We start from the raw sequence: 15,960 nt of genomic DNA, 5'->3' as shown, positions 1-15,960 counted from the left end.
CTCACCATTCGACGGGCGGGCCCTGGAAGGCGCGTCCGGGAAGGAGCCCGGCATGCTCCTCGGCACCTGGAACCTGGAGAATCTGTACCGGCCTGGCGGCGACTTCGGACCGCGCGGCGAGGACGCGTACAAGGCGAAGCTCGCCGCGCTGGCGTCGGTCGTCGCGGAGCTCGACCCCACGCTGCTCGGCGTGCAGGAGGTCGGCGATCCCGAGGCGTTGGAGGACCTGGCCGCGATGCTGGACGGCGACTGGCACATCGCGCTCTCGGAGCATCCGGACAGCCGCGGCATCAGGGTCGGCTTCCTCAGCCGACCGAAACCACGGAAGATCACCGACACGAACGCCTTCCCCGAACCGATGCGAGCCGTTCAGAGCGACGACGACAGTGAGCCGGTCTCGCGGACGGGCCGCGGCATCCTGACCGCGGAGATAACCGTGCGGGGCACGACCCTGACCGTGGCGGTCTGCCATCTCAAGTCGAAGCTTCTGACGTACCCGGGCAAGCGGTTCCAGCCGCGGGACGAGGGTGAGCGGGCCCGCTACGGCGCGTACGCCCTGTACCGGCGGGCCGCCGAGGCCACCACACTGCGGACCGTCGCGGACGGCCTCCTCGACGGCAAGGGCAAGGAACGGAACGTGGCCGTGCTCGGCGACCTCAACGACGAGGTCACGGCCGCCACGACCCAGATACTCCAGGGCCCGCCCGGTTCCGAGATCGGCACACCGGGTTTCGAACGGCCCGACAAGGGCGACGCGGCCCGGCTCTGGAACATCGCGCCCCTCATCCCGGAGGAGCAGCGCTTCTCCCGCGTCCACTCCGGCCGCCCCGAACTGATCGACCACATACTGGTCAGCCGACTGCTGCTCGACCAGGTGACCGGGGCGGGGACGGGGACGCCGGTCCGGGAGACCCCGTTGCCGTCGGTCGACGAGAACCCGGGGACACGGCGGGACGCGGCAGGGTCGGACCATGCGCCGGTGTGGGCGCGGATAGAGCCCTGAGGGGAGCCCTCGGGGAAGCCCGTTCGTCGGTCAGGTGCTGCGAGGGGAGCCCTTGCGGTTTCGCTGCTCAGGCGCTGAGGAGGTCGGCCGGAGGGTCCGCGAGGCCGGCGCGCTCGCGCTGCTCGACGAGTTCGTCGAGGAGGGTGGCGAGGCGCTCGGTGTGCCGCGGGGTGAGCCGGCCCGTGTCGTCGAGGTGCACGGCAGAGGCGGTGGTGGTGTCGACGAGGCGTTCCAGGGTGGCGGCGACCTCGTCGGTGCCCTCCGTGTGCCGGGCCAGGGTGGGGAGTTCGGCGGCGGCGCGGTCGATCGCGGCCCGGGCCTCGGCCAGCTTCCGGTAGGCCTCGCGGCGCAGCGCCCAGCGGGCGGCCCGGTCGTCGGCGCCGCTCAGTACGTGGGTGAGATACGCGTGGGCGGCGTCGGTGGCCGCGTCCAACCGCGCCCTCACGTTCCCGCCGCGCTGTCCCGGAGTCGGCAGATGTCCAACGATCAGGACGATCGCACAGGCCAGCAGCGTCTCGCCGATACGGCTCCAGGAGGCTTCCGGCTCTCCGCCGACCATGACGAGGGCGAGTACGAGGACGGTGACGACCGCGGTCTGCGCGGCGAAGTGCCTGGTGGCGACGGGTATCAGGGCCCCGCTGATCGCCACGAGCGCCACGAGCCCCTCCGGCCGGGGCAACACGGCCGCGAACCCCGCGAAGACGAGGGCGCCCAGGACTGTACCGGCCGCCCGGTTCAGCACGCGCGAGACGAGCGGTCCGAGGTCCGGCTTCACGAGGAAGACGGCGGTGGCCGGCAGCCAGTACCAGTGCACGTGGTGCAGGGCCTGCGCGACGGCCGCGCTGGCGCCGTAGCAGAGCGCGACGCGGAAGCCGTACTCACGGCCGCCCTGGCCGGTGACCGTGCGGAACAGAGCCTTGGTACGGAAGGGGCGTAGGCGCAGGCCCTTGTGCGCGGTCTGCCGGGCGCCGCGGTCGAGGGGGTTGGTGCCGGTGTCGCTGTGAGGAGCGGCGTCGACGTCGCTGCGGGGGGCGGCGCCGCGCTTGTCATCGGCGTTGTCGCTGCGGGTCTTTTCACCGTCAATCCGCCGGCTGCCGGTCTGCTTGCCGCCGCGGTCGAAGGTCTCGGCGGCGTGCAGGAGTGCGTCGTCGAGGGCGCGCAGTCCGGGTACGGACCGGGCGGGCGCGGGCAGCGGCCCGCAGGGCTCGCCGGTCCGTACGGCGACGGCGAGCCGTCGCGGCCCCTCCGCCGTACGGGCGGGCAGCGCGTCCCCGGCCCAGGCCAGCGCGGTCGCGGCCTCGGCGAGCGGCAGCGCGGCGGCGTACTGCGCCCGCAGCCGCCGCTCGGCGGAGGAACTGGCGTACCGTCGCAGCCGCGGTCCCGCGAGGGCGTCCTGCGCGTGGTCGAGCGCGGCGGTGAGGGCGGCCCGCCGGGCCCCGGCCTGCTCGCCGCCGGCAGCGGCGAGCAACTCGGCGATGGCGTCGTAGACGTCCGCGACGGCCACCCGCTCCCCGTCGAACCGGAAGTCGTGGGCGAGGGCACCGGGCGTGGGCAGCACTAGCCGCAGCGCGATCAGCCAGGCGGCTCCGGCCAGGAAGAACAACGCCCGCTGCCATCCGGGTTCGGGGAGCGGCATCCCGGCCCCGATGGCCGCGGCGACGAGCAGTTGGGTACCGGCCCCGGAGGACACGGGTCCCACGGCGCTCACGGCCCCGGCGACCAGCCCGAGCGCGGTGAGTATCAGGGTCAGCGGAACGGCACCGAGGCCCTCCCCCGCGTACGTACCGACGACGAGCCCCGCGGCTCCGGCAAGCCCGGGCACCCCGATGCGGTGCACGGCGGTGCGCCGGCTCCCGGGCCTGTCGTTGATCCCGGCGAGCATGGCTCCCAGGGCGGCCATGACCCCGATGGACTCCCGCCCGGCGAGGACGGCCGCGAGCAGCAGCGGCCCGGCGGCGAGCGCTCCGCGCACGACGGCATTCCACGGCACGGGCCCCCTTTGCGCACGCAGGGCATGCGTGAGCCAGGGCGGCAGGGCAACGGAGAAAGGTCGCGGCACGGGCACGGGGCTCCTGTCGGGACGAGGGCGGTTGCGGGGTGGCATGCCTTCGGGCGACGTCGGCCTGGGCGGTGGTGCTTACGGTAGGTCGGGTTCCTGGAGGGTATGGGGTCTACACGTTTCGGGGATGTGACGATTGCCGTAGTGGCCGCGTTCTTTATGTACGCAATCGGGAGCGGGCCGGGTGTACGTCTTCCAGGGGCGGCCTCGGCGGCCTCATCCGCGCGCGACCAGGTGCAGCGCCGGAGGGCGGCTCCGAACGGGAGCGGGCCCGGAGGCGTAGCCGGCCCCCGAGCCCTGTGATGCCACCCATGTCGCACACCGGCACGCTTGAGAACTCAGGTCAGTGTTATGTCGCCGCGTCCTGCCTTTGGACCACCGCACATCGAGCTGTGCGGGCCGGACTTGAACCGGCATTTCGACGCCCGGAGCCTGAGCCCGGTCGATCCGGCGATCGGCGGCGAATGCTGAGTCTGGAGCAATAGTCTGAGATTGATCGCGGTCTGCCTCTGCCAGTTGGGCTACCGCGGCGCGAGACACCGTGTACGACTTGTACGGGTGCCGGGTTGGTGCCGCGGGGAGGACTCGAACCTCCACTGGAACCGCGCAGTCACGACAAGCTTCAGTTTCAGCTTGCGCTCCTCGCGCACCCCGGTCGCAGTGGACCGGGGAGTCTTCGAGGCTACCCGAACAGGTAGCCGAACACGGCGTCTCCGACGCGCTGGTCGGTGACGTCGGCGCCATTCGCCTCTTCCCGGGCGAACTTGACGGCCTGCTGCATCTTCTCCACGCGGTCCAGCAGCTCGTTGACGCGCCGGGCGGGAAGGGCACCGGAGAACTTCACCGTCGTCCAGTACCCGACGGGGATGTCCTCGTAGTACACCTCGACCTGCGCCGGATGCTTGTCGGTCGCCTCCGCCTTCACGTGGTTGCGCGGGACCTTCTTCGTCCGCAGCGTCCTGACCGGCTCGGTCTTCCACGCGTCGGCCGACGGGTCCTGCACCCACGACTCGGAGGCGTCGAGCACGGGCAGCTTCCGCACGAAGGTGTTGAGATCGGTGAGCTGCTTCTCCAGGAAGAGCAGATAGGACACCGGGACATCGGCGACGAGCACCCGCCCGTCGACCTTGATGTCCGCGCGGGCCGTGCAGTTGGCCCAGTCCTTGGTGGCGGTCACGTCGAACAGGCGGGTCAGCGTGGCCGCGGTGTCCCGCAGCACGTCCTCGGCCTGCACCTGCACCCGAGTCGACTCGGGCGGCAACTGCTCACCCTCCTCGTCCTTGGGCTGATACGTACGTGAGATTCCGGCCAGCAACGCCGGCTTCTGCAGCCCGTGATGGGCAGCCGTCAGGTCCTGATGAGACTTGGACTTGATGCCCTTCTCGACCGCGATGATCTGATTGAGTTTCGCCACGTCGGTGACGGTAGCAGTGTCAACTTGACGTTTTCCAAGGGTTATTCGGCGTCCATGGCGGATCCGTCCGATTGCGAACCCGTCCGTTCGAAGAGTGTCCGGGTCGCCGCAATGGCCAGATGCAACGGGTTCGCGCCCTGGTCCGCGCCCGGGTGCGTGGACAGCGAGCCGATGATGTCGTCGACACCCCGCAACCCCGCCCGCTCCAGCAACCGCTTCTCGTTCGTCACCCACTCCCCCCGCCCCGCCAGTACCGCGTGCCCGGCCTGCATGGCGGCCGTGGCGATGGCGCCCGCGGTCTCCGTGCGGCGGCCGTTCGGGGCGTGGTTGGCCTTGGCGTAGGCGAGGGTCATGAGGGCGGTGTCGTGCCAGCGGGTGTGGGCGGTGTGGCGGAGCTTCTCCGGGTAGGCCGTCGGTCGGGGCAGGGTGCCGTGGAGCACCTCGTTGATGGCCAGTTCGGCGACCAGCAGGTAGCTGGGGATTCCGGCGAGGTGGAAGAGCAGCGGTTCGACGTGGAAGCTGCCCTCCTCCGCCTCCGACAGTTCGTGTTCGACGACGTCGAGGTCGCGGTAGTGGACGTCGACACGGCGGCCGTCGATGGTCAGCCATGCGCCGCCGTTGAAGACGCCGCCTCCCCAGCCGCCGATCTCGGAGACCTCGCCCTCCCAGCCGATGGCGCGGAGGGCGGCGGGGGTGAAGTCGCCGCGGTAGTAGACGGCCAGGTCCCAGTCGCTGTCGTGGGTGTGGGTGCCCTGAGCCCGGGAGCCGCCGAGGGCCACCGCCCGGACCGCCGGGAGGGCGGCCAGGCGGTCGGTGACGGTGTCGAGAAAAGCACGGTCGTTCACGGGCGGTCACTCGCAGAGTTGTTGCTCAAGGTTTGTTACTCACAGGGCTGTTGGTCACTGGGAGCTTGGTCACTGGGCTCTTGGTCACGGACTGTTGATCACTGGGCTGTTGATCACCGGGGCAGGGCGTCATCCGCGAGGCGGTCGCCCGAGCCCGGGGCGCTCATCACAGGAGTCGTTCCGGGCGGCGTTCCTGAAGGGCGCGTCACGGTAGCCTCGGGGGCAGTCCGATCGTCACGCCGCCGCCGACCGTGTGTGCCTGGACCACGGCGCTGTGCTGCACGTCGCCGCTGATGGTGTTGTGGAGGAAGCCAGGGGCGGGGGCTGTGGCGGGCGGGGTCAACTCGTCCAGCAGCGCGCGGAGTTCGGCGGCAGCCGCGGGGTCGTCGCGCAGCGTGCGCCGGAGCCGGGTGCGCCAGGACGCCTGGACGTCCGCCGCGGCCTCCTCGTCGTCGGCGTCCCGCGCGGCGACGAGATCGGCCCGCGATTCCTCCAACTCGCCCACGACGGCCTCTTCGTCCCTCCCTCGTGAGAAGAGAACGACGACCCGATCCCGTACGTTCGCCCATCCGTCGGTCACCATCTGCTGCACGAGCGCCGTCGCCCCGGCCGCCGCCAGCGCCGCCAACTCCGTGTCCATCGGGCCCCCTTCATCTCAGGGTATGGGTTCCCACGGTAGCCGGACCGACCGACAACGCCCCCGTACAGCAACCGAGGAACCCCCTGCGGGGCCTGCCCCTGGAGAGGGCGGCTCACCCATACACCCGCGCCGCCCTCCGCTCGTACCCCCGCCTCCAGAACGCCTTCCACAGGAGTGCGATCGGCGTGGGCACATCCGCGAGGAGGCGTTTGCGTTCGCCGGGCAGGGCGTAGTGCAGCAGCATGCCGAAGAGGGCCGGCAACCGACGGTCCGCCGCCTTGAGCTCGCCCTTCACGAACTCCTCGAACTCGGCCTGGCTGACCTGGCGGGTGATCGCCGGGAAGACCTCGGCCTCCTCCAGGGCGAGGTGAGGGCGCAGGACGTCCAGCAGTTCCCGGATGACCGGGGCGCGTTCGGGGAGGGGGCGGGTGCGGTCGGCCGCGTCGTCGGCGAGTTTCTGGATGAGGGTGTGTTCCTTCTCCAGCTCGTCGAGGATGGTGGCGATGCTCGGCTCCCGGTCGCGTACCAGCGGGTGGAGCTTTTCGTCCTCGCCGTGGTGGTGCTGGTGGAGTACGGCGATCACCAGCTCGATCTGTTCCTGGACCGCTTCGGCCCGCCGGCCGGACTCGGCGGCGTCCGCCAGTCGGCTCAGTTCCTCACGCAGCCCGCGGTGGATCAGGATCCCGCCGATGTCGTCATGCTGAGGCCGAGACTGAGACTGAGGTTGTGACTGCGGATTCGGATCTGGCCGCGAGTCCGACTACGGATTCGGATCTGGCTGCGATCGTTCCGTCGTCATGGTCGACTCCGTCCCCCGTGTGGTCTCCGTCGAGGCGTACGGAAGCCATCCCTAGCGGGCGCGGAGCGGTCACGCGAGGCGGCTCGTGCAGGTCGCGCAGGGCGGGTGGGTCGCGCATCGGCGCGCGCGGTCCGGTCGTCCGGCCGAAGGCGTGAGAGCTGTGCCGTACGTCGACTGCCGGGGCTCCTGAATGAGAGCGCATCCGGGTCCTCGTACGCCGTCCGGCCGTTTCCGTGTGCGCCAGGACCGGTCCGTCCCCGTACGCGAGGCCGGGCGGGCACTCCGGTGGGAGTGATCCCGAACGCCCGCGCGCGGCGGACGTATTGCGTACGGGGAGGGCGGCACGGGAGCCGGCGCCGCGGGGGCACCCGGAGGTACCCCCACGGACGCCCGCGGCACTCGGCCGTGGTGTTCAGCCGGTACCCGCCGCGGCCTTCCGCAGCTTCGCGAGCTCCCCGTACATCACGTCACCCGGGCACTCCGTCGACAGCCAGTCGCGGTGGCCGCTGATCTCGTTGACGTCCTTCGTGGTGCCGTTGATGGGGTTGGTGTACGTGACCTGGGCCTGGGGGTCGACCCCGTGGAAGCGGGTCAGGGCGCGGACCAGGCTGGTGAGGGACGCGCGGGCGGCGTCGGTCGGGCCCTGTTCCATCAGGTTGCCGAGGAGGGCGATGCCGAGGTTGCCCGAGTTGAAGCCGCCCACGTGGAAGGCGGTCACGAGTTTGCCGTCGGTGTCGTGGGCGGCGACGCCGTCGTCGCCCGAGTAGCGGCCCTCGTAGACGTTGCCCTTTTCGTCGATGAGGAAGTGGTAGCCGATGTCGCCCCAGTCGTTCGTGATCGCGTGGAGCTGGTAGATCGCGCGCACCGTGGCGGCCGGGTCCGGGTCGTCGTTGGCGGTGGCGGTGTGGTGGACCGTGAACGTCTGGAACGGGTAGTACGCCGTCGGCGTGTTCTCCGTGCCGTCCGGCTTGAAGCGGAGCTTCTCGTCCGCGCCCCAGGCCGCCCGCGAGAGGTAGGCGACACCGCGTACCCGGGTCGTGTCCGCCGGAACCGCCACCTTGCGGCTCGGGCCCTGCGTCGTGTCGATGGCCAGCGAACGCAGCCCGGTGGCTCCGTCCGGTGCCTTCAGCTCGTAGCCCGCGGCCCGGTCGACGGGGATGAGCAGCGCGCCGCCGTTGCTGTCCGAACAGCCGTTGCCGCTCAGGGACTTCCAGGCTCCCTTGCCGCCGTCGGCGTCGGTCAGCCGGATACCGCCGCCGGTGGCCTCACGGGTACCGGCCCAGCGCACACCCACGTAACCGATGGGGAAGGCGGCCTCGACCGGCGCCTCGCCCGTGGCCTCCTTGGCCCGGGTCTTCGGGAAGGTCTCGGAGGTCGTACCGGGCTCGGCGTCGGTGGTGTCCGAACCGGCCGCGTCCGAGGTGGTGTTGGCCATCACGACGGGGGTGAGCGCGGCGCCCGCCGCGACCGCGCCCGCCGCACCGATCAGCCCGCGCCGCGTGACGCGGGACCGGGCACGGTGGGACGCGGGAGCGGGAGAAGAGGGGGGAGGGGTGGGATTGGTGGGGGGAACAGTCATGGGGCTTCCTTAGGTGTTCCTGGTCGTTCCTGACGGCGGCGGGGCGTACGGGCCCACACGCCAGCCATGCTTGAAGACTCAACGGAGCATAGGGGTTCCGGTTACCGGCCCTGTCCGCGCCCCTCGATAAAATCCCCGGATGCACTCCTCCCCCTCCTCCCCCGCACGTCTCGTCCATGAATTTCATCTGGCCTTCGGACTCGACGCCCGCACGACACCCACGGAGGTCTCCCCGGAACTCGCGGCCCATCGCGGCGAGTTGCTGGCCGAGGAAGCCGCCGAGGTGGCGGAGGTCTCCGTCGCCGGTCCGCTCGACCGGCTGGCGCACGAGCTCGCGGACATCGTGTACGTCGCGTACGGCACTGCGCTCGTCCACGGCATCGACCTGGACGCGGTCATCGCCGAGATCCATCGCGCCAACATGACGAAGCTGGGGCCCGACGGGCGGGTCAGCCGCCGGGCCGACGGCAAGGTCCTCAAGGGTGACCACTACCGGGCTCCGGACGTGTCGGACGTGCTGCGGAATCAGGGCTGGGAACCTCAACCAACCGTCTGACCTGCACTTTCTCCTGACTGTCAGTGGCGTGCGTTACGAATTGATGTGTCACGCAGCGTCACGACGGGGGAGGTAGTGATGACGATGCAGGGTGCGCCCGATCCGAAACCGGAGCAGGGTCGTATGGCGGAACCCGCCCGTACGCATGTCTCGGCTGCCGGGCTGCGGGCGCGGGGGTGGACCGACGGGATAGTGCGCCGACTGTTGGGGGAGCCCGACCGGTTGAGCGCGCATCCGCGTTTCCGGTCGGCGCCGTGGACCCGGATGTATCGCGTCGAGCGGGTCGAAGCCGCCGAGCAGAGCGCGGAGTTCCGGTCGGGAGCGGCGTTCGCGGCGCGGCGGTCCGGTGCGGTGCGCAAGGCCGTGGGCCGCAGGGGGCGGGAAGCCGTGGCGCGCCGTCGGCGGGAGGTGCTGGCCCGGATTCTGGCCGAGCCCATCGACGTACCGCGGATGGACACCGGGGAGTTGGCACAACGAGCCGTTGAACACCGCGCCCGGCAGGAGGCCGGGGCAACCGCAGGCATGGCAGGCACCGCAGGCACGGCAGGCACCGCAGAAGCCCTCGGCATCCCCAGCACCCTCAGCCCGCCCCGCACCGATCGTGCCTTGCTCGACCGATGGAAGGTCGACTACCTGCGGCACCGGCTCAGCCCCTACGACGAACTCCTCGAAGGCCTCTCCAGCCGGGAGGGGCGAGGCCGGGCCGCGGCGCTGCTGCGGCAGCGGATCCACGCCGCCATCGCCGAGGCGTACCCCGGGCTCGCGGAGGAGTGCGAGCGCCAGGTGCGCGACCGGCAACTCGGCCCGCCGGAAGGGGAAATCGCCGGGCACAGCGATTGACACGTGCACGCAACGCTCGGGAAAACACCGCTTCCTACGGTCGGCGGGCGAGCGCCGATCACCGACCCGCAAGGAGCCGTGCCACCCGTGAAGATCGCCCACCGTACAACCGCCCTGCTCTGTTCGTTCGCCGTAGCCGCGGGAGCCTCGCTGGCAGGTGCGAGCGCCCATGCCGAGGAGAGGAAGGACCTGCCCGAAGTGGCGGTGATCGGCACGGGCGGGACCATCTCCGGCGTCAGCACGAACCGCGTCTCGTTCCAGGACTACCAGTCAGGGAAGCTCGCGATCTCCAAGATGGTGGACGAACTGCGGCCGGAGGTGAACGGACTGGCCAAGGTGACGACCGAGCAGTTCGGCAACAAGGGGTCGAGCGGCTACTCCATCGCGGACTACCGCAAGCTCACCGCATCCGTGGACGCCGCGCTGAAGAAGAACGACGCCGTCGTGGTCACGACCGGTACGGACACGATGGAGGAGTTCGCGTACTGGCTCGACCTGACCGTGCGCAGCGACAAGCCGGTCGTCCTCACCGGGTCGATGCGGCCGTGGACCGTCATCGGCACGGACGCACCGGCCAACCTCTACAACGCCATCAAGCTCGCCGCGAGCCGCAAGACCAAGTGCTACGGGACCGTCGTCATGCTCAACGACGAGATCCAGGCCGCCCGGGAGGTCCGCAAGACCAACGCACTGCGCATGGACACCTTCGAGAGCGGACGTTCCGGGGTGCTCGGTGCCGTCGACCAGGACAACATCCGGCTCAACCGGGCACCGGCCCGCGTCCAGAAGTGCGGCAAGAGCGCCTGGCGTACGCCCTTCGACCTGGACCGGATCGTCGGCAAGGTGAGTGCCGAGGAGAGCAAGCCGCTGCCGAAGGTGGAGATCGCGTACTCGTACCAGGACGCGGGCGGCGAGGCGATCAAGGCGTTCGCGGACGGCGGCGCCAAGGGGGTCGTGACGGCGGGCACGGGCGCCGGGGGCATATCGCCCGCGATGTCGACCGCGCGGACGGACGCGGTGAAGAAGGGGGTGACGTTCGCGTCGACCACCCGTACCGGATCGGGCGCGGTGTACGACTCGACCGGTACCACCGGCGTCATCGGTGCCGAGGACCTGAGCCCGCAGAAGGCCCGCCTGTTGCTGCTCCTGTCGCTCGCGGCGACGAAGGACGAGAAGCTGATACGGGAGTGGTTCGCGACGCTGGGGACGGCCCAGTTCACCACCAGGTGACAGTCGGGTTCACGACCAGGTGACAACCGGGCCGACCACCAGGTGAAGGCCGACGGCGGCCGGTGACGCCTCGCGGAGGATCCGCGGTGGATATTCGGATGCGGCCCCGCCGGGCGGGGCCGCATCATCGGCGGGTTGTCCTTCGACATCCACCGATCGCCTCGAAGTCCACCGATCCGTCCGCGGGAGGCCACCCATGCTGAAGCGCGTCACCGTCCCCACCCTCTTCAAGCCGCCCACCTACTCCCACGCCTCCGTCGTCGAGGCGGGCACGCGTCTCGCCTTCCTCGCCGGATCCGTGCCCCTCAACGCCGACGGCGAGCTCGTCGGCCCGGGCGATCCCGTACGGCAGGCCGAGCGGGTGATCGCGAACCTGGGCGAGCAACTCCGGGCGGTCGGCAGCGACTTCGAGCACGTCGCGTACACCGATGTGTATGTCGTGAGCAGTGACCCCGCGGTGCTCTCCGAGGTGTGGGACGTCGTGGAAGCCTCCCTCCTCAGCGTCGGCCCGCACTCCTCCACCCTCCTCGGCGTCTCATGCCTCGGATACACCGGCCAGCTCGTGGAGATCACGGCCACGGCCGTGGTCCCGGACCCCGCTTCCGACCAGGCCTAGAGAGAGCCCCCCATGCTGATCGAACACCGCGGGCAGCGGCCCGTCGTCCCGGCCTCCGCGTACGTCGCGCCGACCGCCGTCCTCTGCGGCGCGGTCACCCTCGGCGAACACGCCCGCGTACTGCACGGCGCCGTGCTCACCGCGGAGGACGGGGAGGTGAGGACCGGCGACAACGTCGTCGTCATGGAGAGCGCCCTCGTACGGGGACGGCGACGCCACCCCGTACTCATCGGAAACTCCGTGCTCATCGGACCGCACGCCCACGTCAACGGCGCCCGGATCGAGGACGAGGTCTTCGTGGCCACCGGGGCCTCCGCATTCCCCGGAGCCGTCGTGGGCGCCGGTTCGGAGCTGCGGATCAACAGCGTGCTGCACGCCAACTCGATCCTGCCGCCCGGCTCGGTCGTACCCATCGGATGGATCGCCGCCGGCGCCCCGGCAGCCCAGCTCTTCGCGCCTGGCCAACATGACGAACTGTGGGAAGTGCAAAGGGAGTTGGATTTCCCGGGCACGGTGTACGGCGTCCCGCGCGGCACCTCCATGCGGGACATCATGGCCCGGCAGGCGGACCACTTCGCCGCGCACCTCGACGACCGCGTCCTCGACGTCGGCCACCCCTCGACCGACTGACGTCCCGGCCCAGCCCGGACCGGCACGCCCCACCCCGGCCACGCCCGTTCAACCGCGGGCGTTCCGGGCCAGCTCCAGCGCGTACGACGGCCACCACTGTCCGGCGGTCGGTCCGCCCCGGCAGGTGCCGTCGGACTCGCCCGGGCGCTTGATCCACAGGTAGGCGTCGATCAGCGGAGCGCCGGTGGCGGTGGTCGGCGGTGTTCCCAGGGCCCTGCCCGGCGGATTGCACCAGGAATCGGTGCCGGTGTAGGGCCCGTTGCCGTTGCGGCTGGTGTCGATCACGAAGTGCTTGCCGCCGAGAGCCGCCGACAGCCGATTCCCGTACGCCGAACTGGCCGCGTCGGTCTGGAAGTTGGAGACGTTCAGCGCGAAGCCGTCGGCGCGGGCGATGCCCGACTGCGTGAGCGGCTCGACCAGCCGCGAAGTGTCCGGCAGCCAGGCGGAGTTGCCCGCGTCGAGGTAGACACGGGTACCGGGCTGCCGTTTGAGGCGGTCCACGGCGTACGCCAGCAGCGCGTACCGCTCCTCGGCCACGACCGAGACGCAGCCCGCCACCGTCTGCGCCACGGCGTCCGGTTCGACGATCACGTACGCGTCCCGGTCGCCGAGCCCCGTCGCGAACTCGTCGACCCACTTCCGGTAGCCCGCGGCGTTCCAGGCCCCGCCTCCCGAGTACGAACCGCAGTCGCGGTGCGGGATGTAGTACGCGACGAGTACGGCCGTACGTCCCTGTCGTGCGGCAGCGGCGGTACGGGCCCGCACCACCGCCCGGGACGCGGGCCCGTTGAGCCACTCGGCCTGGGGACGGGCGGCGATCCGGTCCATGAGCAGGGCGTCAGCGGTCCGTCCCGCAAGGCGCCATTCGGCGGCCTGCAGGGCGGCGCGGGACCGGGGATCGACCCAGAAGGACTCCGCGGGACCGGGCCCCCTCACCTGCGGCTCGCCCCGCCAGGCCGGACCGACACCCGACACCCCGCCCGCGCCGGACACCTCACGCGCACCCGAAGTCCCGGCACCCCACACACCCGCCGAGGCGGCGACCACCAGAGCGGCCAGCCCGACGGCGACCACCCGAACCCGGAACCGACCCCCGGCAGGGCCCGGGCCCCGGCCACCAGTGAACAACCGGGCACGGGCACGACCGCGGGTGGCGCAGGAACGGGCGCCATGGGCGAACAACCGAACACGGGCACCCGTACCAGCGACCACGACCGACTCCGTTCCCACCGCCGGAGGCAACGGCGGCGACTCCTCTGCGGGGCACCGACCACGTACCGGCGCCGCTCCCCCGGAGTCTGCGGTCAGCCGCGCCCGGCCACCCCGTTCGCCGCTCGGGGGCGGAGAGAATCACTCCGACGGCGGCCCCCAAGTACGCCGCTTCGGCAGGGGCTTGGCATAGCTCCCCGCCCGGCTCGTCGTCAGCCCCAGCGACACCAGCGACTCGGCGAGTTTCACAGCCGCGCCCACCCCGTCGACGACCGGCAGCCCCAGCTTGTCCCCCACCGCCCGCTGCAGCCCGGTCATCCCGGCGCAACCGAGCACCAGGACCTCGGCGCCCGCGTCCCGGGCCCGCTCGGCGGCGGCCACGAAGGCCGCTTCGGTGCGCTCGGAGTCGCCGAGGTCGAGGACGCCGAGCCCGGTGCCCACGACGGCGGCACAGTGCTGGGCCACCCCGGCCCCGTACAGGCTGTCCTCGATCTGCCCGGCCGACCGCTCCAGCGTGGTGACGACGCCGTACCGCCGCCCGAGCAGGCACGCGAGATGGGCGGCCGCCTCGGTGATGTCGACGACGGGTACGTCCACGAGTTCCCGTACGCCCTCGCGCCCGTGCTCCCCGAAGCCGGCCATGACGACGGCGTCGTACGGGCCCTCGTACGTCCGCAGGGTGTCGATGACGGCGGCCGCCGAAAGGTAGCTGTCGAGCCAGCCCTCGGCGGACTCGGGTCCCCAGGCGGGGGTGAGTCCGAGCACGGTGGTGCCCGGGCCTGCTGCGGCCCGGGCACCTCGCACGATCTCCTCGGTCATCCCCTGCGTGGTGTTGCAGTTGGTGACGACGATCCGCACGCTCAGCCCTCCACGGGAGCCGAAGTCGGAGCCGACGCCGGCTCGGTGGCAGGGGCCGCGGCGCGCTCGGAGCGGCACAGGAGCGCGTACAGTCCGGCGGCCAGCGCCGTCCCGATGAACCACGAGTACGGGGCGACCTCGCTGAAGGTCGTCACGAGGGCGAGCACCGCCGAGACCGCCGCCGCGGGCAGGAACGCCCACAGGGCCTTGGGGTTGACGCCCTTGCGGTAGTAGTAGCGCGATCCGGGCTCGGCGTTGAAGAGCTCGTTCACGTCGATGCGGCCGTGCTTGACCCAGAAGTAGTCGAGCATGATCACACCGAACAGCGGGCCGAGGAAGGCGCCGAGACCGCCGAGGAAGTACTGGACGACCGTGGGGTTGGAGAAGAGGTTCCACGGGGTCACCACCAGCGCGGCCACCGTGCTGATCAGGCCGCCGACCTTGAAGGTGATCTTCTGCGGCCAGACATTGGCCAGGTCGTACGCGGGCGAGACGAAGTTGGCGACGATGTTGACGCCCATGGTGGCGATGGCGAAGGTCAGCGCGCCCAGCACCAGGACCCAGGTGTTGCCGATCTCGGCGACGAGGTGGGCCGGGTCGGTGATGGCCTTGCCGAACACCTCCAGCGAGCCGGCCGTCACGATGACCGACACGATCACGAAGGCGGTCGAGTTGATGGGCAGGCCCCAGAAGTTGCCGCGCTTGACCGTCCGGTAGTCGGGCGCGAAGCGCGAGAAGTCGCAGAAGTTGAGCATCAGCGTGCCGTACGTGGCGAGGATCAGCCCGATCGCGCCGAACCACTGGCGCCACTGCTCACCGACGGAGACCGGGTTCGGAGTCGTCGTGAGCGAGATGGTCCAGTCGGCCTTGGCGAGGATCCAGATCGCGAGGGCGATCATGACGAGCCAGATGGCCGGACCGCAGAAGTCCTGGAACTTCCGTACGGATTCCATGCCCTGGCTGATGATGAGCGCCTGGAGCAGCCACAGCGAGAGGAAGGACACCCAGCCGAGGGCGTCTAGACCGAGGAACGAGCTGTGGGTCCAGGACTCCAGACCCGGCCAGGCCGCGAGCAGCATGATGTTGACGGCGACGGAGGCCAGGTAGGTCTGGATGCCGTACCACATGATGGCGATGACGGCCCTGATCAGGGCGGGGATATTGGCTCCCCAGACCCCGAAGCTGATCCTGCTGATCACGGGGAAGGGCACGCCGTGCCGCTGCCCGATCTTCCCCATCCAGTTCATGCCGACGTAGATGAGCACGAAGCCGACGAGCAGGGACGTGAAGATCTGCCAGACGTTCATGCCGAGGACCAGCAGGCCCGCCGCGAACGTGTAGTTGCCGAGGTTGTGGACGTCGGACATCCACATGGCGAAGAGGTCGAAGACCTTCCAGTTGCGCTTGCCCGCGGGCGCGAGGTCTTCGTTGGTGAGCCGGGGGTCGGGGACGAACGCCGGCGTGCCGGTGGCTGTCGCTGGATCGGCGAGGGACACAAGGCCTCCATGAGCGAGGGGACGACGGGAGGACTGCGGGAGTACGGATGCGGGTGCGGGGTTCGGGGTGCGAGGAGAGTGCGGGGACGGGGGCGTGCGAGGTGGGGTGCGGGGAGGGACATGGTGAGGCTGAGAGCTGAGGCCCGGGGATCAGCCGCTTGCAGTTTTGGTATACCAAACTGAGGT

General features: G+C 70.8%; 15 protein-coding genes. 6 read left to right on the top strand and 9 right to left on the bottom strand.

Annotated elements, in window-relative coordinates:
* Positions 1-52: 52 nt before the first annotated feature.
* Entirely contained in the window at positions 53-1,003 is a 951-nt protein-coding gene (locus tag QF035_RS38470) for an endonuclease/exonuclease/phosphatase family protein (RefSeq protein ID WP_307525646.1), read from the top strand.
* A gap of 67 nt (positions 1,004-1,070) precedes the next feature.
* Here the strand turns inward: QF035_RS38470 and QF035_RS38465 are convergent, their stop codons facing one another.
* The 6 genes from QF035_RS38465 to QF035_RS38440 form a co-directional block, all read right to left on the bottom strand.
* Positions 1,071-3,107, bottom strand: a complete 2,037-nt coding sequence (locus QF035_RS38465) for an FUSC family protein (RefSeq protein ID WP_307525644.1) — start codon at positions 3,105-3,107, stop codon at positions 1,071-1,073.
* Between the two features lie 637 nt (positions 3,108-3,744).
* The gene (locus QF035_RS38460; protein WP_269652725.1) at positions 3,745-4,476 is read right to left on the bottom strand and encodes a DUF7873 family protein; all 732 of its coding nucleotides are present in this window, start codon (positions 4,474-4,476) and stop codon (positions 3,745-3,747) included.
* A 41-nt stretch (positions 4,477-4,517) separates the two neighbouring features.
* Positions 4,518-5,321 carry a nucleotidyltransferase domain-containing protein gene (locus tag QF035_RS38455; RefSeq protein WP_307525642.1) on the bottom strand — a complete coding sequence of 268 codons (804 nt, stop codon included), beginning with the start codon at positions 5,319-5,321 and terminating at the stop codon, positions 4,518-4,520.
* Positions 5,322-5,526: 205 nt separating this feature from the next.
* Positions 5,527-5,961, bottom strand: coding sequence for a hypothetical protein (locus QF035_RS38450; protein WP_307525640.1), 435 nt, complete (start codon positions 5,959-5,961; stop codon positions 5,527-5,529).
* 112 nt (positions 5,962-6,073) lie between these two features.
* Positions 6,074-6,604 carry a hemerythrin domain-containing protein gene (locus QF035_RS38445; protein WP_307531742.1) on the bottom strand — a complete coding sequence of 177 codons (531 nt, stop codon included), beginning with the start codon at positions 6,602-6,604 and terminating at the stop codon, positions 6,074-6,076.
* A 568-nt stretch (positions 6,605-7,172) separates the two neighbouring features.
* Positions 7,173-8,339: a peptidoglycan recognition protein family protein gene (locus QF035_RS38440; protein WP_307525638.1), complete on the bottom strand. Its 1,167-nt coding sequence runs from the start codon at positions 8,337-8,339 to the stop codon at positions 7,173-7,175.
* Between the two features lie 139 nt (positions 8,340-8,478).
* Here QF035_RS38440 and QF035_RS38435 point away from each other — a divergent pair, with 139 nt between their 5' ends.
* The 5 genes from QF035_RS38435 (at position 8,479) to QF035_RS38415 (ending at position 12,211) form a co-directional block, all read left to right on the top strand.
* A complete protein-coding gene (locus tag QF035_RS38435; protein WP_307525636.1) occupies positions 8,479-8,895 on the top strand; it encodes a MazG nucleotide pyrophosphohydrolase domain-containing protein in 417 nt (138 codons plus the stop codon).
* 78 nt (positions 8,896-8,973) lie between these two features.
* Positions 8,974-9,735, top strand: a complete 762-nt coding sequence (locus QF035_RS38430; protein WP_307525635.1) for a hypothetical protein — start codon at positions 8,974-8,976, stop codon at positions 9,733-9,735.
* An 87-nt stretch (positions 9,736-9,822) separates the two neighbouring features.
* Entirely contained in the window at positions 9,823-10,965 is a 1,143-nt protein-coding gene (locus QF035_RS38425) for an asparaginase (protein ID WP_307525632.1), read from the top strand.
* Positions 10,966-11,161: 196 nt separating this feature from the next.
* Positions 11,162-11,581, top strand: a complete 420-nt coding sequence (locus QF035_RS38420) for a RidA family protein (protein WP_307525630.1) — start codon at positions 11,162-11,164, stop codon at positions 11,579-11,581.
* Positions 11,582-11,593: 12 nt separating this feature from the next.
* Positions 11,594-12,211, top strand: a complete 618-nt coding sequence (locus tag QF035_RS38415) for a gamma carbonic anhydrase family protein (protein WP_307525628.1) — start codon at positions 11,594-11,596, stop codon at positions 12,209-12,211.
* Between the two features lie 48 nt (positions 12,212-12,259).
* Here the strand turns inward: QF035_RS38415 and QF035_RS38410 are convergent, their stop codons facing one another.
* From QF035_RS38410 to QF035_RS38400, 3 genes are all read right to left on the bottom strand, one after another.
* Positions 12,260-13,285: a glycoside hydrolase family 6 protein gene (locus tag QF035_RS38410; protein ID WP_373466799.1), complete on the bottom strand. Its 1,026-nt coding sequence runs from the start codon at positions 13,283-13,285 to the stop codon at positions 12,260-12,262.
* A gap of 276 nt (positions 13,286-13,561) precedes the next feature.
* A complete protein-coding gene (locus QF035_RS38405) occupies positions 13,562-14,278 on the bottom strand; it encodes an aspartate/glutamate racemase family protein (RefSeq protein WP_189840405.1) in 717 nt (238 codons plus the stop codon).
* 2 nt (positions 14,279-14,280) lie between these two features.
* Entirely contained in the window at positions 14,281-15,774 is a 1,494-nt protein-coding gene (locus QF035_RS38400) for an NCS1 family nucleobase:cation symporter-1 (RefSeq protein ID WP_307525626.1), read from the bottom strand.
* Positions 15,775-15,960: the final 186 nt, after the last annotated feature.

Source organism: Streptomyces umbrinus, from assembly GCF_030817415.1.
GTDB lineage: Bacteria > Actinomycetota > Actinomycetes > Streptomycetales > Streptomycetaceae > Streptomyces > Streptomyces umbrinus_A.
Note: the sequence above shows the minus strand (reverse complement) of the source record. Positions and strands in the feature narration are given on the sequence as shown.

Bases quoted from the DNA above. Each gene is read 5' to 3' on its own strand.
- QF035_RS38430 (WP_307525635.1), top strand. From the start codon at position 8,974: ATGACGATGCAGGGTGCGCCCGATCCGAAACCGGAGCAGGGTCGTATG.
- QF035_RS38420 (WP_307525630.1), top strand. From the start codon at position 11,162: ATGCTGAAGCGCGTCACCGTCCCCACCCTCTTCAAGCCGCCCACCTAC.
- QF035_RS38435 (WP_307525636.1), top strand. From the start codon at position 8,479: ATGCACTCCTCCCCCTCCTCCCCCGCACGTCTCGTCCATGAATTTCAT.
- QF035_RS38465 (WP_307525644.1), bottom strand. From the start codon at position 3,107: ATGCCACCCCGCAACCGCCCTCGTCCCGACAGGAGCCCCGTGCCCGTG.
- QF035_RS38415 (WP_307525628.1), top strand. From the start codon at position 11,594: ATGCTGATCGAACACCGCGGGCAGCGGCCCGTCGTCCCGGCCTCCGCG.
- QF035_RS38450 (WP_307525640.1), bottom strand. From the start codon at position 5,961: ATGGACACGGAGTTGGCGGCGCTGGCGGCGGCCGGGGCGACGGCGCTC.
- QF035_RS38440 (WP_307525638.1), bottom strand. From the start codon at position 8,339: ATGACTGTTCCCCCCACCAATCCCACCCCTCCCCCCTCTTCTCCCGCT.
- QF035_RS38470 (WP_307525646.1), top strand. From the start codon at position 53: ATGCTCCTCGGCACCTGGAACCTGGAGAATCTGTACCGGCCTGGCGGC.